Consider the following 21,320-nt stretch of genomic DNA (forward strand, 5'->3'; position numbering starts at 1 on the left):
GGGGGGCGAATATTTGCCTATTTGCAATTTTTTCAAAAAGTGCGTGAGCTAAGAAAAGAGTTTAAGGAGAAAAAGAAATGAGATTTCACTTGTCATTGCGAGAAAATTTGCAAAATTTTCGTGGCAATCTAAATGAAAGAATCTCGCCTTTGCAGATTTTATTTTTGCAATATTATGGATTGCTTCGTCATTCGTTTTACTCATTCCTCGCAATGACATTTCCCCATTGCGTCATTGCGAGCATTTTACAAAAATGCGTGGCAATCCATAATCCAAAATCTCGCTTTAAAGATTCCATTGTAGTAATTGATTTAATTAATTTAGCCCAACATTATAGATTGCCACGACTTCTTACAAAGTCTCGCAAGGACGCAAGGGCAGAATCTGATTATCAATCACTACGCAAGTTTTGCAAACTTGTGCGCAATGACAAGTGGAGAATAGACTTTATGACAATTTCAAGAAAAATCAAGGATTCTAAGAGAGCTTAAAGAGAAAAAGAAAGGAGAGAGAATGATTATTCTATCACATCGGGGTTTTTGGGAAAATTCTGCGCAAAAGAATACCAAAGAATCTTTTGAAAGAAGCTTTAAATATGGATTTGGTATAGAGACAGACATAAGAGATTATCAAGGCAATCTTGTAATTTCTCACGATATGGCAGATAAAGATTCTATGCTTTTTGAAGATTTTTGTTCTCTCTATGCGCATTATCGGCTCATTATTAAATGTGATTTGCCTTTGGCACTCAATATCAAATCCGATGGTTTGCAAAAGTCATTGAAAGCCCTGCTTGATAAATATGCGATTACGAATTATTTTGTGTTTGATATGTCTATTCCCGATACACTTTTGTATCATCAAGAGGATATAAAGATTTTCAGTCGGCAGAGTGAATATGAATTATCCCCTGCCTTATATAGCGAATGTATAGGAGTGTGGCTTGATGAGTTTAGGGGGCATTGGATAGACCAACAAGTCATCAAGCAACATTTAGGAAATGATAAGAGAGTGTGTATTGTTTCTCCAGAACTTCACAAACGAGATTTTATACAAGAATGGCAGGAATATAGAGAGATGGAATCTCATCTAAAATGTAAAGATACAATAATGCTTTGCACAGATTATCCTCAAAAGGCAAAGGAGTTTTTTAATGTCTAAAATAAAAGCAATTATTTTTGATATGGACGGAGTCTTGATTGAAGCAAAAGATTGGCATTATGAAGCCCTCAATAAAGCTTTAAATCTATTTGGGTTAGAGATTAGTCGCTATGAGCATTTAACGACTTTTGATGGTTTGCCAACCAAAACAAAGCTTAAAATGATTACTACTTTAAGAGGATTGCCTGAATCCTTACATCAGTTTATCAATGAGATGAAACAAATCTATACTATGGAAATGGTATATAGCTTGTGTAAGCCAAGATTTAATCACGAATTTGCCCTCTCAAAGCTTAAGGCAGAGGGTTACTTTATGGCAGTTTGCTCTAATTCTATCCGACACACGATTGAAGTAATGATGCAAAAGGCGGCTTTGGATTCTTATTTGGATTTTATCGTCTCAAATGAGGATGTTAAAAATCCTAAGCCAAATCCCGAAATGTATCAATTCGCCATTAAAAAGCTTGGATTGAATCCCAAAGAATGTATGATAATAGAGGATAATGAAAACGGAATTAAAGCTGCAGTGGGTAGTGGAGCAAATGTGATGAGAGTAGGCGAGGTAGATGAGGTGAATTATGAAAATATCAAAAGATATATCAGTGATTATGAGCAAGGAGAGTAAATGATAAATATTGTGATTCCTATTGCAGGAGAGAATACATTTTTTCAAGAATTAGCATTTCCTGTGCCTTTAATGGAGATTAATGGCAAGACAATAATAGAGCATTTAATGGAGAATTATGCGAGCATTGAAGACAAACAATTCATATTTATTTTAAAAGAATGTGATACAAGAAAATTTTATTTAGACGAATCTTTAAAAAGATTAGATGATACTTGTAAAATTATTACGATTGCCAATGAGACAAAGGGTGCAGCTTGTAGTGTGATGTTAGCTTCTGAATACATTAATAATGATACGCCTTTAATTATTGCTAATATCAATCAATTGTTTGATATTAATCTTAAAAACGTAGTAGAGCATTTTTCTCATTTTGATGCAGGAGTGATTACCTTTACTTCCATACACCCAAAATATTCTTATGCTAAAGCCAATGCAGAAAACAATGTAATTCAAGTAGCAGAGAAGCAGCCTATTAGCAAAAATGCAATTGCAGGGTTTTTTTATTTTGCAAAAGGAAGAGATTTTATCAAAGCAAGTGAAAATATGATTAAAAAAGATGTGAATTATGGAGGGCAATACTTTGTCGCTCCAGTATTAAATGAACTAATTTTACAGAATAAAAATGTAACTCTTTTTTCTATTGATAAGAGTGCATATCATATTTTTTATAGCCTAGAAAAAATCAGAGAATATGAAAGGACTCAAAACAATGCTTAGAGAAAAAACTTGTCAATATATTGAATGTTTCAATCACAAGGATTTATCAGGTGTCGCTGCGCTATTGGATGAAAATTTTGCCTTGGAAGACCCAGCAGTAAAAAGAATAGAAGGCAAAATGAAATGTCTTGAGGCAATAAAAAATATTTTTAACTCTTGTGAAAATTTGAAATTCTATGCTAAAAATATTTATTTACAGGATTCTACAACACTTATTGAATTTGTTTTGATGCTTGATGAGATGAAGTTGGAGGGAGTGGATATTATAGAATGGAAAGAAGGTAAAATACAAGAACTTAGGGCGTATTTGGATATGCCAAAGGAGTAGGCGTGGAGAAAATAAATCTAAAAATTCTAATTGATAATGCAGCAAAAGCTTGGAATTTTGATGTGGCTAAGTCTTTATATTATGATAATTTTAATACATTTCCAATGGAATGTATAAGCTTTTTCTATCAAATAGGGGATATAAACAAAGTATTTAAAATTATCTCACAAATTAATGAAACTCCAAAATGGTGGAACGATGATTCTTTAGGAAAGTCTTTTGATGATTTTAAGGAGATGGTTTATAATATACTTAATCATAAAAATCAATGCACTAACCATATAGAAGCAGCTTTTATTATCTCCGAACTTATATCTAGCAATTCGTTTTGTTTTGAGGATTTTGTTAAATATTTTTCTTATATCGTTGAGGAGAAAGGCTACGAAGCAATAAACAATGAATTAAGAAATCAAACAGACAAATTGCTGATTAGAGCTTATATTCTTCAAAAATGTATAGAATATTTTGAGCTTTTAGAATGCGAGCAGTTCTTTATCCGTTTGAGAAACAGAATTCCTCTGCTTATGCAGGCTTGCTTTGAGCTAGACAAAGAATGTGGGGCTAAAATTTATTATAATAGGTTTCTAGTGAATTGTAAAAAATTTTCCTTTAAAAATATTCATATTAAAACAAATAAGCGAGTGGCGGTATTAATTTCTGGAGCGTTCAGAGGAGATTGGAAGTCAGTATTGTCTAAAACTTTTAAAAATGTAGTTGAGCCTTTAAATGCGGATTGTTTTGTTTTTAGTTGGGATTGTGCTATGGTTTGGCCCGGCTATAATGCGTCAAGTGATTGGGCTTGGAGATATTTGCCTAAATCTATATTAGATTCAGCTCCTAATGGAATTAAGAATAAAAAATTTTTAGAGACTAATTTCCCAAAAGTATCTGAAAAAATAAGACAAGAATATGGGGTTTACATAGACAAAGATGAGGTGTTGGCAATCAGTCCAAATGTCAAAAAAGTATCCTTGATATGTGTTGATGAGTTTGTAAAAAAATATGGTAATGTTCCTAATATTTCTAAAATGTTCTACGGATTTTATAAGAGTTTGTGTCTTATGCAGGAATTTGAGAAAGAAAATGGATTTGAATACGATTTTGTTATCCGTGCAAGACCAGACTTTCATTTTCCTTTTAGTATCACTTTGGAAGAACTAGAATCAATACAGCAACAAGAGATAATAAACACATATTGTAATACCGGCGTTTCGGATACATTCTTCTGCGGAAGAAGACATACAATGTCTATTGTTTGCCAATTATGGTCTTTTGCTTCCTTGAATCAACATCTGCCCATGTTTAAAGATTTCCCAAAACTACCCTATGCTCATGAATGTTTTGCGCAGTATTTGCTGCTCAATAACATTAGACTTCTTTTATGGCGTGGTAAGAAATTGCTAAATGAGTCAATTTATGATTTGCAGAAAAGTATTGCATTTCCTGATATTGGTTTGGAATTACTACAAGATGTTGAATCATTGAAGAATAAAGGGCAATTCACTTCAGAACAGCTCAAAGCCTATTGTGTATTTTTTGAAAATATCTACAAAAGTTGTAATAAAATTTCAAATAATGCAAGTTGCAATCAACCACAAGCCCCCCAAGAAAAGCCCATTCCTAGCATTTATCTTGTAGCCAAAGACAGAATCCACTCCCACCTAGCCTATAAACTAGGCTCTGCAATGATTCTAAATTCTAAAAGCCTATGGGGATATATTAGAATGCCCTATGTGTTATCTTATATTAAAGAATCCCATAGAATAGAACAACAAAAATATCAAGAAAAAATTAAAAAGAATCCCAAATTAAAACTTCCCAAACTAGAATCTTATCCAGACTACAAAGAAGCCTTAAAAGAAAAAGAATGTTTTACTTATAAATTAGGTGAAGCACTCATTGCTGCTAATTCTGTGCGGGGGGGGGGCGAATATTTGCCTATTTGCATTTTTTCCAAGAAGTGCGTAGGTTAAAGAAAGAGTTTAGGGAGAAAAGGAAATGAGATTCTATGCGTCCTTGCGAGATTCTATTTATAGAATCGTGGCAATTGATAATCTTGCACGCTTTGTATTCCATTTGGTCATTGCGAGGAGTGAAAAGACTTGCTTTTCCATTAAAAATTGAATTTTTAGACATCATATATCTTTAATAAATCATAATTGAAAGCATTTGCGCATTTTCTATACAAGATAAAAAACTTATTTTTATAATTAAAACAAGTTTAGTTAATATTCCGATTAGATTTTTTTAAGATTATTTGAGTATAATTCTAAACTTTTCGAGAAAAGGAAAGACTTTGGCTTATCTTTATACGATAAGTCTCCCCACCCAAGAGTGGGGCTTATTCTTCTATTATGCTTTTTAGCCTTATTTTAAGTTGTGTAAAATCTTTGTCGCTTATGCGGGACATTGATGTCTGAATCCTTTTAATATCAAAAAACCTTAATTGTTCTAGGAGTGCCATTTGCGACTTTTCTTTATCGTCTACAAAAAGATAGGAAAATTTACTTGTTTTATCTAAATTACTAGTCATGGGTATGCCCCAAAACCCGTTAGGTGTTATCTTGATTACTAGCACAGGACGAGTATAAAATGGACCTTTACCATAAATCTCCTTTCCTATATTATTTCCTATTCTTACCCAATAAATTCCTTGTTCTTTTATACTCTTTTCTCTTGTAATATTATGAGTATTCTTTTTAACTTCATTCCATTGATCAAATTTCTCTAAATCATTCATTCTTATTCCTTTAAATCATTAGAAATTGTTTTTTGACTGCAGCCTAATATTTTTGCTATTTCCTTTTGTGTTTTATGTTCTTCTTTATAGAGTCTTTTCGCTTCTTTTTTTCGTATAGAAATGTCCTTCATTGTATTTCTACTACTAGTCTCTATAATGGTAATATTCTTTCGTTTTCCATTTAAGTTAGTCTGAATCTTTATCGTTCTGCCCTCCTTACTCTGTTTAATGTTTATATCATAATCCTCTATGTCATCTAATGTCTTTTTAATTTCTTCAAGTAGGGATTTTGAAATATTCTCCATATTTTTACTAATCCTTTTAGTAATTTCTATCATTATATATTACTACTTATTAATAAAATCTTAATTATTCAATAACCATACCTTAATAAGTATTGTATTTACTTTAGATTTTACTTAATCTTTTAATAAACAAGATTTGAAAAAGTAATTTTTTTTCTAAATTCAATAATAAAAGTTTGAAAAATCCCATTTTCAATAGAATATTTATAAGGTGCGTATATAATGATAAAAAAAATTTTAATTATTTTTGGAACAAGACCAGAGGCAATAAAAATGTCCCCTTTGGTACATTGTTTCAAAAAACAATCTAGTTTTGAAGTCAAGGTATGCGTAAGTGCGCAACATAGAGAAATGTTGGATTCTGTTTTGGATATTTTTGAAATAAAACCAGATTATGATTTGGATATTATGAAGCCACATCAAAACTTGTTTGATATTACTATAAATATATTGAATGGAATTAAGCGGGTTTTGGAGGATTATAAGCCGGATATAGTTTTTGTGCATGGGGATACGACGACTGCGATGAGCGCAAGTTTAGCGGCATTATATACTAAGACCAAAATAGCGCATATAGAGGCTGGTTTGAGGACATATGACTTGGCTTCTCCATTTCCTGAAGAAGCAAATAGGCAGATTGTAGATGTCTTGAGTGATTATTATTTTGTTCCTACTTTAGAGGCTAAAGAAAATCTAATGCTTGAGCGCAAAAAAGAATCTGCAATTTGCGTTAGTGGAAATACGATTGTGGATTCTTTGCTTTTTATACTCCAATCAATAGAGAATAACAAAAGTTTATATCAAAGAATTGCCGATAATCTTTCTCGTGAATATCCTTACTATCAGACAAGACGATTTATTCTAGTAACTGGGCACAGAAGAGAAAATTTTGGTCAAGGATTCCAAAATATTTGTGAGGCTCTATTAAGGATTGCCCAAAATAATCCCGATGTGGATATTGTGTATTCTATTCATCCTAATCCTAATGTCCAACAAGTAGTAAGAAGTATGTTGGCAGATAGAAAAAATATTTTTCTAATCCCACCTCTAAATTATGAAAATTTCGTTTATCTTATGTCTAAAAGTTATTTTATTATGACAGATTCTGGTGGAATTCAGGAGGAAGCCCCCACTCTTAAAAAGCCGATTTTGCTTATGCGCAATAATACGGAGAGACCAGAGGCTTTAAAAACAGGAATAGTAAAGCTAGTTGGAACTGAAGTAGAAAAGATTTGCTCTGAAGCGCAAAATTTATTAGATAGCTATGAGGCTGTCAAAGCAATGGAGAAGATACAAAACCCATATGGCGATGGTAGAGCATGTGAAAAAATTGTTGAATTTATTAAAAGTATAAATCAGGAGGGAATATGAAAATATGTGTGCTAGGGCTTGGCTATATTGGTTTGCCAACGGCTGCCATTTTTGCCTCTTGTGGTGTAGAGGTATTGGGTGTAGATGTGAATCCAAAAGTCATAGACACGATTAATCAAGGCAAAATACACATTGTTGAGCAAGGGTTAGAATCTTTAGTATCTAAAGTTGTCCAAGATGGTTCATTTAAAGCGAGTTTAAAGCCTGAATGTGCCGATGTCTTTATTATTTGTGTGCCAACACCATTTAAAGAAAATCATCAACCAAATTGCGATTATATCCAATCCGCCACTCTAGCAATCGCACCTTATTTGAAAAAGTGCGACATAGTGATTTTGGAATCTACTTCGCCCGTTGGCACTACGCAAAAGATTGCGCAGTGGCTAAGCGCAGCAAGGAGTGATTTACGATTCCCTCAAGATGCCAATGACATTTCAGATATATTTTTAGCACATTGTCCTGAAAGGGTTTTGCCCGGATATATTCTAAAAGAGCTTGTAGAAAATGATAGAATCGTTGGTGGTATCACTCCGCAGTGTGCCCGCAAAGCTATTGAAGTGTATCAAACTTTTGTTCGTGGCAAGTGTATCCTAACAGACGCAAAAACAGCAGAAATGGCAAAACTTGTTGAAAATTCTTTTAGAGATGTGAATATTGCATTTGCTAATGAATTATCTATGATTTGCGATAAAGAAAATATAGATGTATATGAACTCATTAACCTAGCTAATCATCACCCAAGAGTTAATATTCTCCAGCCCGGTTGCGGAGTGGGTGGGCATTGTATCGCGGTTGATCCTTGGTTTATTGTCGCAGATTTTCCTGAAGCAAGACTCATTAAAACAGCAAGAGAGGTTAATGACTATAAGTCAGAATTTGTGATTGAAAAAATACTTGAGAAATTGCAATCAGATTTATCTAAGAGTGTTGCTTGTTTGGGGCTTAGTTTTAAGCCTAATATTGATGATTTAAGGGAATCCCCAGCATTAAAAATTGCAGAATCTCTTTGTGGCAAATTACGAAATCCACTTTTGGTTGTAGAGCCACATATTCATCAATTACCAGAAAGGCTATCTCGTAATGCCAAACTTTGCTCATTACAAGAAGCCAAGAAAGCGGATTTGATTGTCATTTTGGTGGGACATCAAGATTTCGTTGGGGCAGATTTTGCTTCTCTTAATGTTTTGGATTTTGCCAATTGCATTAATAAAAATTCGTAAGAAAGCCATAAGATGCCACTAAATAGTTTTGACTTTTATACTCTCTGTGGGGGGGGGAAGAATGTTTATAAGATATATCTCCCACAAGCCAGAACGGATTATATTCAAAAGGAAATCGCAATGAATGGCGTTCCTTATGAACATATTATGTTGCAAGATATTCTTAAACGTATCAATCCTGCAGAATCCTTTGTGGATATTGGGTCAAATATTGGTAATCATTCTTTATTTTTGGCGGCTAATGGCATTAAGGTTTATAGCTTTGAAGCCAATAAAGAATTATGCCAGATTGAAACAAAGAGTATAGAATCAAATGGCTTTGAGTCTCTAATAAAAGTATTTTGCTGCGGTTTGTCTGATAGAGAAGAATTAGCAAGCTTTGAAACCATTAATGAGAGCAATCTTGGCGGCAATTCTCTAACACTTGGGAAAGGGGAGATTGTATGTAAAAGGTTAGACGATTTTGCATTTGAGGAAAAAATTGGAGTAATAAAAATTGATGTTGAGGGAATGGAAGAAAAAGTGCTCTTGGGGGCAAGAGAAACTATCGCAAAGAATCGCCCTTTGATTTATGCAGAAGCAATAAACCAGAATGCCTACCTTTCTATTGACGAAGTATTAGATAGTCTAGGCTATATTTATTACAAAACTTTTAATGCGACACCTACACATTTATATGTTCCACAAGAGAATATTAGCGAAAAAGAGATGTTAAAGATAATGCTATCTAAAAACGCTTTTAATAATTATAGAATAACTCAATCTTTAAATTATCACAAAAATAGTAAAGCAAAGCATGAATTACTAGCAAAGCAACTTCAAGACTTGCAAGAGATGGTTAATCGGCTAGGAAATTGGCAAGAGGCAATAAATCAGTTAAAGCAAGAAAACAATCAACTTAAATTACAACTTAAAAATGAAAAATTAATATATGAACAAAAAAATAATCAAATTAAAAATACTCTCTCTTGGATGTGGGGTAATAGAATTGTTACAGCTAAAAGCTTTAAAAAAATCATTACTTTACCTTATTATTTCTACAAAGATTATCAGAAATTCCAGCAAAAAATTGGTTCAAAATTCGTTCCATTGACTCCTTTATACAGAAAGGATATTGATTTAGAAAAAACATTAAAGAGGTTTCATAAAATTATTTCTAACCCTAAACAAGTCAAAGTGGCTTGCATTATGGATAATTTCACTTATGAATGTTTTAGATTTGAATGCGATTTGTTGCAACTTTCACCTTTTACTTGGAAAGAAGAAATAGAATCTTTCAAGCCGGATTTGCTATTTATAGAATCCGCTTGGGAGGGCAAAGATTCTGCTTGGAAGCTGAAAATTTCTAGTCCAAGCTTAGAGTTAGCAAATCTCCTCTCTTATTGTCAATCTCAAAATATTCCTACAATCTTTTGGAATAAAGAAGATCCAGTATCTTTTAAAATCTTTTTGTATTTAGCCCAAAAAGTGGATTTTATTTTTACTACAGACATAGATTGTGTGAGCCGATATAAATATTATGCAGGACATACGAATGTCTATTGTTTGCCTTTTGCAGCGCAGCCTCAATTGCATAATCCCATTGAAGCTTTTAAACGTAAAGATGCTTTTAATTTCGCAGGTTCGTATTATGCTAAATATCCGACTAGAATACAGAATTTCAAAACAATTATAGATATAGCACGAAAGTTCAAACCAGTTACGATTTATGATAGAAATTATGGTAGGAATATGGTGTCGTATTTGTTTCCAGAGGAATATAAACCAATGATACTTGGGAGGTTAGAGCCAGCAGATATTGCTCAAGCATATAAGGGCTATCACTATGGTATTACTTTAAATACTGTCAAGCAGTCCCAGAGTATGTTTGCAAGACGTGCATACGAATTGATTGCTTGTAATACATTAGTGATTAGTAATTTTTCTAGTGGGATTGTAAATTTGCTTGGCGATTTGGTTGTTTCTACGGATAATGCGATAATGCTTGAAAAGACATTGCGTAAAATATTAGAAAATCCCACATATACTAAAAAGCTGAAATTGCTTGCTTTAAGAAAAGTAATGAGTGAGGATACTTATACGCATAGATTCTATACTATACTTCAAACCGTGTTTGATGAAGTGATTTTACCTCAAGAACCTATGGTTTATTGGTATGTTGAAGCGCATTCCAAAGAAGAATTAGAAAGTGCAATCATTGTATTTAATAGGCAACAATTAAGTCATAAAACTTTGGTTGTTTATCAAAATTTTGAAGGAGAGATGGCAAGCGCACCAAATCTTATCATAAAGACTTCTTTGGATGCAATCTTGCAGTACTTCAGCACTATAGAGAGCGGATTCTTTGGAATCTTGAATCTTGCGGATTATTATGGAGAGTTTTATCTTTATGATTTAATGCTAGCTCGCAGATATTCTAACGCTTCAGCATTTGGAAAATCTAGTTTCTATGTTTATGAAAAAGGAGAGGTGGTTTTTCATAAAGGGCTAGAATATCAGGAAATACAAGAATTACAAATAGATTCTTCTATTTGCGCACTTCAAGATTTAGATAGGAATATTCTTAAATCTTTTATTGTGGGGGATTCTTATTGCTATGCAATGCCTGCGATGTTGGCTTTGGATTGTTTTCATTATTGCAAAAATGGAGCAAGTGCAGAGGAAGTTAAGCTAGAAGTTGTTCAAGATATAAAGAATATAGATGCGGGATTGTCGCTAGGTTCTTTGCGCTATTTTGCTTCTCAAACACCCGCAGTGATTCAGGTATTGAATAGCAAGGTTTATTTTAAACTTACAAGCAATGAAATTTTTGAGCAAATAGGGCAAGATTCTAGTACCAAGATTCAGATTAGAAATATACCAGAAAACGGGATTTTATCTATTAGTTCTTCTCTTCGCAGTGGAGAGCATAAATATATTTATATGGACACTTTCTTCCCTAAGGAATCCTTAAATCTCCACAATAGCAATCAATGCTTGTTGGATTGTGATTTCGATGTGGAAAATCTCCAAGTTTTAGTGGAGTTTTATGACGAAAACAAACAGAAAATTTCTCATTCTCTAAATCCAAGTAACCAAGCTGTTTTTCTAGCAGTTCCTACAACTTGTCAATTTGTAAAATTAGGCTTAAGAGTGTTAGGTGGTGGAATCATTTCTATTAGGAATCTATATTTTGATAATGTGCATTTAGAGCCTTATGCAAGGATACCAAAATCTAAAGTGCTTGTTGTGGCAAAAAGATACCCCTCTTATGATAACTTGTATGAATATGGATTCTTACATCAAAGACTCTTAGCCTATAAACAACAGGGATTCCAAGTAGATTTAATGACTTATAGTAGTTCTAAGCCCTATGAATGTAGAGAATTTGAGGGGATTTCGGTAGTCAATGGCTCATTGGAGCTTTTGAAAAATACTTTAGAGAGTGGAGCTTATACTTGTGTCGCGGTGCATTTGCTAGATAGGGGATTATGGGATATTCTATCCAAATTTTTGGATAAGTTAAAAATTATCATTTGGATACACGGCAGTGAGATACAAACGCTTGAGCGAAGAATGTTTAATATGGAGGGGAAAAGTCAAGAGGAGATTCAAAGAGCGCAGAAATTGTCTGATAATAGAGTGAAATTATGGCAGAGCATTTTCAAAAATCTACATCCTAATCTCCATTTTGTCTTTGTTTCAGAGCATTTTAAAAATGAATGTTTAGGCGATATTGGTGTAGATTTACCAAAAGATTCTTATTCTATTATCCACAACCCCATCAACACCACTTTGTTTAACTATATTCCTAAAAATGCAGAATCCAGAAAAAAAATTCTCTCTATCAGACCTTTTGCTAGCAAAAAATACGCCAATGATTTATCTGTTAAAGCAATATTGGAACTTAGCAAAAAGAGCTTTTTTAAAGATTTAGAATTTCTTATTAGCGGAGATGGAGAATTATTTGAGAAAACGTTAAAGCCTCTAAGAGGATTTAAAAACATAACGATTCAACAAAAATTTTTGCAACAAGAGGAAATTGCGAAACTCCATAAGGATTATGGAATCTTTTTAAATCCATCAAGAATGGATAGTCAAGGTGTTTCAAGGGATGAAGCAATGTCTAGCGGACTTGTGCCTATCACAAATAAGGTTGCAGCGATTCCAGAATTTGTAGATGGAAATTGCGGAATATTGGTAGAAGCAGAGGATTATATGGGACTAGCCAATGCAATAGAGTTTCTTTATAAAAATCCACAGGATTTTTTAAGGTTATCAGAGAATGCAGCTAAAAGGGTGAGAAAGCAGAGTGATGTAAGACGAATAATCTCAAAGGAAATAGAGGTGCTCAATGGAGAGTAGTTTTAGTAAAGTAATTTTATCTTTGAGAGTCTTTAGATTATGAAAGAGCGGGTTTTAATTTTTGGTTCTTGTGTGAGCCGCGATATTTTAAATTTCGATACGCAAGGAGACTTTGAGATTGCGCGGTATTTTGCTCGCAGTTCTTTTGCTAGTTTGAGTAGCGAACCCTATGTGGATAGAAGTATCCTAGAGAAGATTGCTTCAAATTTCCAAAGAAGAATCGTTGAGTGGGATATGTCAAAGGAATTTTGGTTGTTTTTGCAACAAAGCAATTATGATTTTTTGCTTTTAGATATGATTGATACAAGATTTCATTTACATAAAATTCATTCAAAATATTTGTGTACTATTTCAAGTGAATATCAAGCGGGTTATAATCAAAAAATATCCTCTAGTCAAATGATTCGCAGGGATTCTAAAGAATTTTTTAATCTATGGCTTGAGGGACTTGAAAAGTTTGTCTGCATTACAAAAGCATTTCAAGAAAAAATCATCTGCATCAAACCTTATTGGACTAATTTATCAGCGGGGGGGGGCATTTATGGATATTCAGTTGATTGCACCTTTTAACTCTTTATTAGAGAATTATTATCAAGTCTTGCAGAGTGCCTTGCCAAAAGCAACTTTTATAGAATATTCTCAAGACTTACTTGAGGCAGATCCAAATCATCGATGGGGATTAGCGGCTATGCATTACAAGAAAGAATTTTATGAGGAAAGTCTCAAATCTCTTAGGGGGTTTTGTAGAGAAATTAAAAAATAATACTTTACTTAAATAGTCTGCCACGCAAGTTTTGCAAACTTGCTCGCAATGGCAAAGATGAAATTGCAAGATTATGGATTATCACAGTTTATTTATGCGATAAAAATTAATTAAGGAGACGAAATGGCAATGGAATTTGACATACAAGAAAGCAAAAAAATCAAAGGTGTTTATATCATCACGCCCAATAAATTTAGTGATTTAAGAGGTGAGATTTGGACAGCTTTTACGGAGGAACATTTGGGTGATATTGTGCCAAAAGGTTTGAGGTTTAAGCACGATAAATTTATCAACTCTCATCTCAATGTTTTGCGAGGAATACACGGAGATATTAAAACTTATAAACTTGTAACTTGTGTGTATGGAGAAGTGCAGCAAGTAGCAGTAGATTGCAGAAAGGATAGTCCTACTTATTTGCAATGGGAGAGCTGGAATATTTCTCCACAGAATCAAAAGTTGATTTTGCTTCCACCCAATATGGGGAATGCGCATTGTGTTTTGTCCAAAGAGGCGGTGTATTACTATAAGCTTGCTTATGAGGGTAAATATTTGGACGCTCCTGACCAATTTACTTATGCGTGGAATGATAAAAAAATCGGAGTAGATTGGGGGGTTGCAAATCCGATTTTATCCGAGAGAGATATTCTAGCGGCAAAAGGAAACTAAATGAGAAAAGATTCCAAAATCTATATTGCAGGACACAATGGCACGGCAGGAAGTGCTTTGGTTGAAGTTTTAGAGCAAAGAGGTTTTAAAAATCTCATCACCAAAACGCACCAAGAGCTTGATTTGAGCAACCAAGAAGCAGTAGAGGAGTTTTTTAAACAAGAAAAGCCCGAGTATGTATTTTTGTGCGCCGTGCTCCCTTGTGGTGCGGCGAATGTCGCACAGAGGGCAGATTTCTTGTATATCAATACAATGATACAAAACAATATCATCCATAGCTCTTATTTAAATGGTGTTAAAAAGCTCATTTGCTATGGCTCGGGCTATATGTATCCAGAAAATGCAAAGAATCCCTTAAAGGAAGAATATCTTTTTAATGGCGAACTTGAATGGGGGGCGACTTCCTTTGGAGTGGCAAAGCTTGCAGGGGCTTTGCTTTGCGAATCTTACAATCTCCAATATGGCACGAATTTCTTGTGTTTAGCATTAAACAATCTTTATGGCACAAGGGCGAATTTTGACTTTGCCAAATCAAGAGTATTGCCTGCATTGCTACGCAAATTCCATCTGGCTAAGCTTTTAGAACTCGGAGAAAATGACGCTCTTTGTAAGGATATTGGGGTTCAAAGTTTGCAAGAAGCAGAGGAATTTTGCCAAAAGTTTGGAATCTCAAAGGAAAGTGTAGAGATTTGGGGGAGTGGCAAGGTGAGGCGAGAGTTTTTGCATAGTTTTGATTTAGCCGATGCGAGCATTTTTATAATGCAAAATGTGGATTTTAAAGACTTGCGTAAGGGCGAAAAATTTATCAAAAACACGCATATTAATGTCGGCACAGGCGTGGATTATACGATTAAAGAAGTGGCGTTGATGATAAAAGAAATCGTGGGTTTTGGCGGTGAGTTGCGATTCAATACAAACAAGCCCGATAGCTCAATGAATAGATTGATGGACATTTCTAGGATTCAATCTCTAGGCTGGCAGCCAAAAATTAACTTAAGACAAGGAATTACAATGATGTATGAATGGTATCAAGAGTGCGGGGGGGGGGGCTTTTAGATGATAAATCCTTTGCTTTTGCAAAAGTTGGCACTGCGAAAGCCTGTATTACAAGATTTGGAATCGCAAATCTTTGTGCTATGGATTTTAGAAGCACTTGTGCTTTTAGGATTGCGGAATCTCCATTGGATTGTGCTTTGGAGGTGTGCTGTGCATAAGGATTCTAAGATTTATATTGCAGGGCATAGGGGGCTTGTAGGTTCAGCGATTCTTAAAAAACTCCAAAATGAGGGATATAAGAATCTTATCTTAAGAACACACCAAGAGTTAGATTTGACAAGGCAAAGGGAAGTGGAGGAATTTTTCCAAAAAGAAAAGCCAGAATATGTTTTTTTATGTGCTGCAAAAGCAGGAGGAATGGCTTATGCAAACGCAAAAAGAGCAGAGTTTTTATACGAAAACTTAATGATACAAAATAATGTTTTGCAACATTCTTTTTTGAATGGGGTAAAAAAGCTTATATTTCTTGCTTCTACAACAATCTATCCTAAAATATCCCTTCAACCTATCAAAGAGGAGTATTTGCTTGATTCCAAATTGGAATATAACTTTGAGAGCTATGCAATAGCTAAAATTGCCGGGTTGAAGCTTTGTGAGGCTTATAATATTCAATTTCAAACTAATTTTATCGGAGTAGCTCCTGCTTCTTTGTATGGCAATAATGTTTCTTTTGATTTTAAAAATGCGCAGGTTTTACCTGCTCTTTTACGCAAAATTCACTTAGCAAAACTATTGAATGAAGGTCGTGATAGTGAGGTCTTGCAGGATTTGAAGTTGGGAAATATTGAGGAAGCAAAAGCTTATCTACAAACATTAGGTATTGGAAACAATAGTGTGGAAATTTGGGGTAGCGGAAACGCAAAAAGGGATTTTTTGCATTGTGAAGATTTAGCGGATGCTCTACTTTTTTTAATGCAAAATGTAGATTTTAAGGATTTACATAAGGATGAAAAAGAAATCACGAATACACATATTAATATAGGTTATGGTAGTGATATTTCTATTAAAGAACTAGCGGAGCTTATTGCAAAAATTGTTGGTTTTAAAGGAGAGCTTATTTTTGATAGTTCAAAACCAGAAGGTGCTCTAAGGAAGCTTGGAAGTATTGAAAAAATTTCAAAACTTGGTTGGAGTGCAAAAATTCCATTAGAATATGGAGTGAAGCAACTTTATCAATGGTATCAAGAGTGCGGGGGGGGGGGCTTTTAGATGATAAATCCTTTGTCCTTGCAAAAGTTGGCACTGCGAAAGCCTGTGTTACAAAACTTAGAATCGCAAATCTTTGTGCTAGGGATTCTACAAATGCTCATAGTTATGGAGCTTTGGAGGTGTGCTGTGCGTAAAGATTCTAAGATTTATATTGCAGGGCATAAGGGTTTAACAGGTAGTGCAATTCTTGAGAATTTAAAGCAAAAAGGCTATCAAAATTTTGCTTTAAGGACACACCAAGAGTTGGATTTGACAAGGCAGAGGGAGGTGGAGGAATTTTTCCAAAAAGAAAAGCCTGAATATGTCTTTTTATGTGCTGCAAGAGTGGGTGGGATTATTGCAAACAATACTTATCGTGCCAATTTCATTTATGAAAATTTGATGATTCAAAATAATGTGATTCATAGTGCCTATCTAAGTGGAGTTAAAAAGCTCTTATTTTTGGGAACAACTTGTATTTATCCCAAAAACTCTCCCCAACCTATCAAAGAGGAGTATTTATTGACGAGTGAGCTAGAATACACTAATGAGCCTTACGCGATAGCTAAAATTGCAGGGCTTAAAATGTGTGAGGCTTATAATATTCAGTATGGCACAAATTTCATCAGTGTAATGCCCACAGGTATTTATGGCGCAAACGACAATTTCAATTTGGAGAATTGTCATGTTTTGCCTGCATTTGTTCGCAAAATGCACTTGGCAAAGCTTTTGACTCAAGATAGGCAAGAGGAACTAATTGCCAACACACAAACAAGTAATTTTGATGAGGCAAAAGCATATTGTGCAAAATTCGGAATCTTTGAAAACAAAGTAGAGATTTGGGGAAGTGGGAATCCTAGACGAGAATTTTTACACAATACAGATATGGCAGATGCTTGCGTGTTTGTAATGGAAAATGTAGATTTTAAAGATTTGCATAAGGGAGAAAAAGAGATTAAAAATACCCATATTAACATTGGTTATGGAAGTGATGTCTCTATCAAGGAATTAGCAGAATTAATTGCAAATATTGTGGGTTTTAAAGGCGAATTTTGTTTTGATACTTCCAAGCCTGATGGAACATTTAGAAAATTACCTAATACTTCCAAATTAGAGAGTTTTGGCTGGAAGCATCAAATCAGCTTAGAATCTGGAATTTCAATGCTTTATGATTGGTATTTGAAGCAAAATCATATAAGGAGTTAAGATTGCAAGAAAACTTAGAATATGTAACACAAAAAGTGCTAAGTGGTGGCAAGCTAGAAAACCTAGAAGAAGCTTTAGAGTTTCCTAGATTTATAAATTTAGAGACAACAAATAATTGCACTGCTAGATGTGTAATGTGTGGTATTGAGGAATGGAGGAAAAATATCCAAAGCCCCTATATGCACGATGCATTGTTTTTTAAAATTGCTGATGAGATTTTGCAAAATCAACAAAATGTGCAAAAAGTTGCTTTGTTTGTAGGGAATGAACCTATGTTAGATAAGAATCTTGCACAAAGAATCTCCTATCTTTCTAAGCCTAATCTTGCGGGGGGGGGGGCATTAAATAGCCTCATTATAAAGCCTTATGCAGTTTTCGAAAGGGCTGCATAATGGCGATAGAGTTTGATATACAAGAGTCTAAAATTTTTAAAGGTGTGTATGTGATAAAGCCCAATAAATTCAAAGATTTAAGAGGTGAGATTTGGACAGCTTTTACAAGCGAAGCAATTGACAATCTTTTGCCAAAATCTTTACACTTTATTCACGATAAATTTATCACTTCAAGGCGAAATGTTCTAAGGGGAATACATGGCGATAATAAAACTTACAAGCTTTGCTCTTGTATTGCCGGAGAGATTTTGCAAGTTATTGTGGATTGTAGGGAGAATAGCTCTACTTATTTGCAACACGAAGCTTTTGTTATCAATCCTAAGAATCAGTTGTTTGTTCTTGTGCCGGCAGGATTTGGTAATGCGCATTTGGTGCGCTCACAAGAAGCGGTATATTATTATAAGTGCGCCTATAAAGGAGAATATATGGATGCAGAGAGTCAATTCACTTATGCGTGGAATGATGAGAGGATAGGTATAGATTGGGGAATTACAGACCCTATTTTATCAAAGAGGGATATTTTGGCGACAAGAGTAGTATAAATAAAGGTTAAATATGTCAAAAACAGCTTTAATTACAGGATTTACAGGGCAAGTTGGTTCGCAAATGGCGGATTTCTTGCTAGAGAATACCGACTATGAAATTATCGGTTTAATGCGTTGGCAAGAGAGTATGGATAATATCTATCATCTAAGTGATAGGATTAACAAAAAAGATAGAATCAGTATTTTTTATGCGGATTTGAATGATTATTCTAGTTTGCAGAAGCTTTTTGAGAGCAAAAAACCTGATTTTATTTTTCATTTAGCGGCACAAAGTTTTCCTAAAACTTCATTTGAGATTCCGCTTGAAACTTTGCAAACAAACATTATCGGCACAGCGAATATCCTAGAAAATATTAGAATCTTAAAGCAAAAACAAGATTATGACCCAGTGGCGCATATCTGCTCTTCAAGTGAGGTTTATGGTAGGGCGAAAGTTGGCGTGCGCCTTAATGAAGAGACGCCATTTCACGGTGCGAGCCCTTATAGTATCAGCAAAATCGGCACAGATTATTTAGGGCGATTCTATGGAGAAGCATATCAAATCCGTACCTTTGTAACGCGTATGGGAACGCACAGCGGTCCAAGACGCAGTGATGTGTTTTTTGAAAGCACAGTAGCAAAGCAAATTGCACTGATTGAAGCAGGTTACCAAGAGCCAATTATCAAGGTAGGAAATCTTGAGAGCACACGCACTTTTCAAGATTGCAGAGACGCGATTCGGGCGTATTATCTACTTGCACTAGAGAGCCAAAAAGGCAATGTGCCTTGTGGAGAGGCTTTTAATATTGCAGGAGAAGAAGCCTTTAAATTGCCTGAAGTGATTGAGATTCTTTTGGGCTTTAGCACAAGAAAAGATATTCAAGTGCAAGCAGATAGCGAGAGATTCCGCCCAATTGACGCAGATTATCAAATGTTTGATAATACAAAAATCAAAAGTTTTATTGATTGGAAGCCCGAGATTCCAGCTAGAAAAATGTTTGAAGATTTATTGAATCATTGGAGAAAGGAAATCTCTAATGGCAGAATCCCATTAAATAGGTAAAAAGATGAAAACCATCAGAAGTATGACGCCTTTGAGGCTTGGGCTTGCGGGGGGGGGGGACAGATATTAATCTGTATTGTGATAACTATACAGGCTATGTGCTAAATGCCACGATTTCAAAATATATTCATTGCACACTTCAAGTTATGGACAATGATAGAATCCTTTTTGTTTCTCCTGATACAAATGCAAAAACAGAATATCAAAGTGTAGAGTTTTTGGAGCTTGATGGGAAAATGGATATTTATAAGAGTGTTTATAATCGTTTGGTGAAAGATTTTATCCACAAGCCACTAAGTTTTGAGCTTACAACTTATTCTGATGTGCCAAGCGGAAGCGGACTTGGAGGTTCATCTACGCTTGTGGTGGGCATTATTAAGTGTTTTGTAGAGTGGTTGCATTTGCCCTTGGGGGAATATGACATTGCAAAACTTGCCTATGAGATAGAAAGAGAGGATTTAGGAATTGTTGGAGGTGCGCAAGACCAATATGCAGCGACTTTTGGTGGATTTAATTTTATGGAGTTTTATAAAGATAAGCGCGTGATTGTTAATCCTTTGCGTATCAAAAATTGGATTATGAGTGAGCTAGAAGAGCAAATTGTGCTTTATTTTACAAATATTACGAGAGAAGCGAAAGATATAGAGGAACATAAAAAAGGAAGATTGGGTGATAACAAATCTTTAGAGGCAATGCATTCTATTAAACAAGATGCAAGCGATATGAAAGAGGCATTGCTTAAAGGAGATTTTCATTCTTTGGCTAAGATTCTAGGGAAATCTTGGCAGAGCAAAAAAGTAATTTCCGAAATCGTTACAAATGATGAATTAGATAGAATCTATAACCTTGCAATCAATAATGGGGCATATAGCGGTAAAACAAGTGGTGCAGGAGCGGGGGGGTTTATGTTTTTTATGGTAGATCCTACAAAAAAGTATGACTTAATTAAGCTTTTAAACCAAGAGCAAGGCTATGTGGAGGAATTTAATTTTGTAAAAGAAGGAGCAAAATCGTGGGTAATTTAATTAAAGTATGTCCTTTGTGTAAAAAGGAATCTGAATTTCAAGAAGTATTATTGTTGGAAAATGTGTTTGCAAGTGGAGATATTTTTGAGTTTAATCCGACAAGTAAAATCGGAGCGGAGGATTATGCTAAGGGGGATTGCACAATGGATATGAGGCAATGTTTGGAGTGCGGTTTTATCTATAACTTTGCCTTTGATATGTCCAAAATGTTACAAGTCTATACAAGCAATGCGTATTATCAACAGAAATATTTTACGCAAAGATTAAGTAAAACATTAACCCAAACTAAAGATAAAATTATGCAGTATGCTTCAAAGGATTCTGTATTTTTAGAGATTGCACCGGGTCTTTGTGATTTACTTTGTGCTTTGGCGAGTGAGGCAAAATTTGTATATAGTATTGATCCAAGTCCTACGACAATGGAAAAAATGCCTAAGAATGTTTCACATATTCAAGGCTTTTTTGATACAAAACTTTTGCGCAATTCTTTGAAGCATAAAGTGGATTTTATTGTGTTTAGGCATTTGTTGGAGCATATAGAAAAACCACGAGAGTTTTTAGAAGAGGTTGTAGGTTTTTTAGATATAGGTGGGAAGATGTATGTGGACGTGCTCAATGCGCTA

General features: G+C 34.5%; 22 protein-coding genes and 1 pseudogene. 21 read left to right on the forward strand and 2 right to left on the reverse strand.

Annotation, left to right across the window (positions count from 1 at the left end):
• The first annotated feature begins 77 nt into the window (after positions 1 to 77).
• The 7 genes from HDT10_RS03990 to HDT10_RS04020 are packed head-to-tail and all read left to right on the forward strand — an operon-like array spanning position 78 to position 4,958.
• The gene (locus tag HDT10_RS03990; RefSeq protein ID WP_290880243.1) at positions 78 to 491 is read left to right on the forward strand and encodes a hypothetical protein; all 414 of its coding nucleotides are present in this window, start codon (positions 78 to 80) and stop codon (positions 489 to 491) included.
• A 22-nt stretch (positions 492 to 513) separates the two neighbouring features.
• Complete coding sequence (locus HDT10_RS03995; protein WP_290880245.1) at positions 514 to 1,161, forward strand: hypothetical protein; 648 nt, start codon at positions 514 to 516, stop codon at positions 1,159 to 1,161.
• Positions 1,154 to 1,786, forward strand: a complete 633-nt coding sequence (locus tag HDT10_RS04000) for an HAD family phosphatase (protein ID WP_290880247.1) — start codon at positions 1,154 to 1,156, stop codon at positions 1,784 to 1,786. The genes HDT10_RS03995 and HDT10_RS04000 overlap by 8 nt, the downstream gene beginning before the upstream one ends.
• Positions 1,787 to 2,506: a glycosyltransferase family 2 protein gene (locus HDT10_RS04005; RefSeq protein WP_290880248.1), complete on the forward strand. Its 720-nt coding sequence runs from the start codon at positions 1,787 to 1,789 to the stop codon at positions 2,504 to 2,506.
• Positions 2,499 to 2,834, forward strand: coding sequence for a nuclear transport factor 2 family protein (locus tag HDT10_RS04010; protein WP_290880250.1), 336 nt, complete (start codon positions 2,499 to 2,501; stop codon positions 2,832 to 2,834). The genes HDT10_RS04005 and HDT10_RS04010 overlap by 8 nt, the downstream gene beginning before the upstream one ends.
• Positions 2,835 to 2,836: 2 nt before the next feature.
• A complete protein-coding gene (locus HDT10_RS04015; RefSeq protein WP_290880253.1) occupies positions 2,837 to 4,807 on the forward strand; it encodes a hypothetical protein in 1,971 nt (656 codons plus the stop codon).
• Positions 4,808 to 4,832: 25 nt separating this feature from the next.
• Complete coding sequence (locus tag HDT10_RS04020; RefSeq protein WP_290880256.1) at positions 4,833 to 4,958, forward strand: hypothetical protein; 126 nt, start codon at positions 4,833 to 4,835, stop codon at positions 4,956 to 4,958.
• Between the two features lie 217 nt (positions 4,959 to 5,175).
• Here the strand turns inward: HDT10_RS04020 and HDT10_RS04025 are convergent, their stop codons facing one another.
• On the reverse strand, positions 5,176 to 5,574 hold the full coding sequence (locus HDT10_RS04025; protein ID WP_290880259.1) for a type II toxin-antitoxin system PemK/MazF family toxin: 399 nt from the start codon (positions 5,572 to 5,574) through the stop codon (positions 5,176 to 5,178).
• 2 nt (positions 5,575 to 5,576) lie between these two features.
• A complete protein-coding gene (locus tag HDT10_RS04030; protein WP_290880261.1) occupies positions 5,577 to 5,912 on the reverse strand; it encodes a hypothetical protein in 336 nt (111 codons plus the stop codon).
• 189 nt (positions 5,913 to 6,101) lie between these two features.
• Between HDT10_RS04030 and wecB the strand changes: the two genes are divergently transcribed.
• The 14 genes and pseudogenes from wecB to HDT10_RS04100 form a co-directional block, all read left to right on the forward strand.
• On the forward strand, positions 6,102 to 7,250 hold the full coding sequence (gene wecB / locus HDT10_RS04035; RefSeq protein ID WP_290880263.1) for a non-hydrolyzing UDP-N-acetylglucosamine 2-epimerase: 1,149 nt from the start codon (positions 6,102 to 6,104) through the stop codon (positions 7,248 to 7,250).
• The gene (wecC, locus tag HDT10_RS04040; RefSeq protein ID WP_290880265.1) at positions 7,247 to 8,470 is read left to right on the forward strand and encodes a UDP-N-acetyl-D-mannosamine dehydrogenase; all 1,224 of its coding nucleotides are present in this window, start codon (positions 7,247 to 7,249) and stop codon (positions 8,468 to 8,470) included. Before wecB ends, wecC begins: the two co-directional genes overlap by 4 nt.
• A 12-nt stretch (positions 8,471 to 8,482) precedes the next feature.
• A complete protein-coding gene (locus HDT10_RS04045) occupies positions 8,483 to 12,814 on the forward strand; it encodes an FkbM family methyltransferase (RefSeq protein WP_290880266.1) in 4,332 nt (1,443 codons plus the stop codon).
• Between the two features lie 39 nt (positions 12,815 to 12,853).
• Positions 12,854 to 13,384, forward strand: coding sequence for a DUF6270 domain-containing protein (locus tag HDT10_RS04050; RefSeq protein WP_290880267.1), 531 nt, complete (start codon positions 12,854 to 12,856; stop codon positions 13,382 to 13,384).
• A complete protein-coding gene (locus HDT10_RS04055) occupies positions 13,356 to 13,577 on the forward strand; it encodes a DUF6270 domain-containing protein (protein WP_290880269.1) in 222 nt (73 codons plus the stop codon). Before HDT10_RS04050 ends, HDT10_RS04055 begins: the two co-directional genes overlap by 29 nt.
• A gap of 123 nt (positions 13,578 to 13,700) precedes the next feature.
• Entirely contained in the window at positions 13,701 to 14,243 is a 543-nt protein-coding gene (locus HDT10_RS04060) for a dTDP-4-dehydrorhamnose 3,5-epimerase family protein (protein ID WP_290880272.1), read from the forward strand.
• Entirely contained in the window at positions 14,244 to 15,299 is a 1,056-nt protein-coding gene (locus HDT10_RS04065; protein WP_290880273.1) for a GDP-L-fucose synthase, read from the forward strand.
• A 150-nt stretch (positions 15,300 to 15,449) separates the two neighbouring features.
• Positions 15,450 to 16,508 carry a GDP-L-fucose synthase gene (locus HDT10_RS04070; protein WP_290880283.1) on the forward strand — a complete coding sequence of 353 codons (1,059 nt, stop codon included), beginning with the start codon at positions 15,450 to 15,452 and terminating at the stop codon, positions 16,506 to 16,508.
• A 126-nt stretch (positions 16,509 to 16,634) separates the two neighbouring features.
• Positions 16,635 to 17,693: a GDP-L-fucose synthase gene (locus HDT10_RS04075; protein WP_290880285.1), complete on the forward strand. Its 1,059-nt coding sequence runs from the start codon at positions 16,635 to 16,637 to the stop codon at positions 17,691 to 17,693.
• A 2-nt stretch (positions 17,694 to 17,695) separates the two neighbouring features.
• Complete coding sequence (locus HDT10_RS04080) at positions 17,696 to 18,085, forward strand: hypothetical protein (RefSeq protein ID WP_290880274.1); 390 nt, start codon at positions 17,696 to 17,698, stop codon at positions 18,083 to 18,085.
• Positions 18,085 to 18,627, forward strand: a complete 543-nt coding sequence (locus tag HDT10_RS04085) for a dTDP-4-dehydrorhamnose 3,5-epimerase family protein (protein ID WP_290880275.1) — start codon at positions 18,085 to 18,087, stop codon at positions 18,625 to 18,627. Before HDT10_RS04080 ends, HDT10_RS04085 begins: the two co-directional genes overlap by 1 nt.
• Before the next feature lie 13 nt (positions 18,628 to 18,640).
• The gene (locus tag HDT10_RS04090; RefSeq protein WP_290880277.1) at positions 18,641 to 19,672 is read left to right on the forward strand and encodes a GDP-mannose 4,6-dehydratase; all 1,032 of its coding nucleotides are present in this window, start codon (positions 18,641 to 18,643) and stop codon (positions 19,670 to 19,672) included.
• A 4-nt stretch (positions 19,673 to 19,676) separates the two neighbouring features.
• Positions 19,677 to 20,697 (forward strand): annotated as a pseudogene (locus HDT10_RS04095) (dehydrogenase).
• The coding region (locus HDT10_RS04100) for a methyltransferase domain-containing protein (protein ID WP_290880280.1) at positions 20,685 to 21,320 on the forward strand (636 nt) is incomplete at its 3' end. The pseudogene HDT10_RS04095 and the gene HDT10_RS04100, both read left to right, overlap by 13 nt.

Origin of the sequence: Helicobacter sp. (assembly GCF_014799995.1) — a bacterium.
Taxonomy (GTDB): domain Bacteria; phylum Campylobacterota; class Campylobacteria; order Campylobacterales; family Helicobacteraceae; genus Helicobacter_D.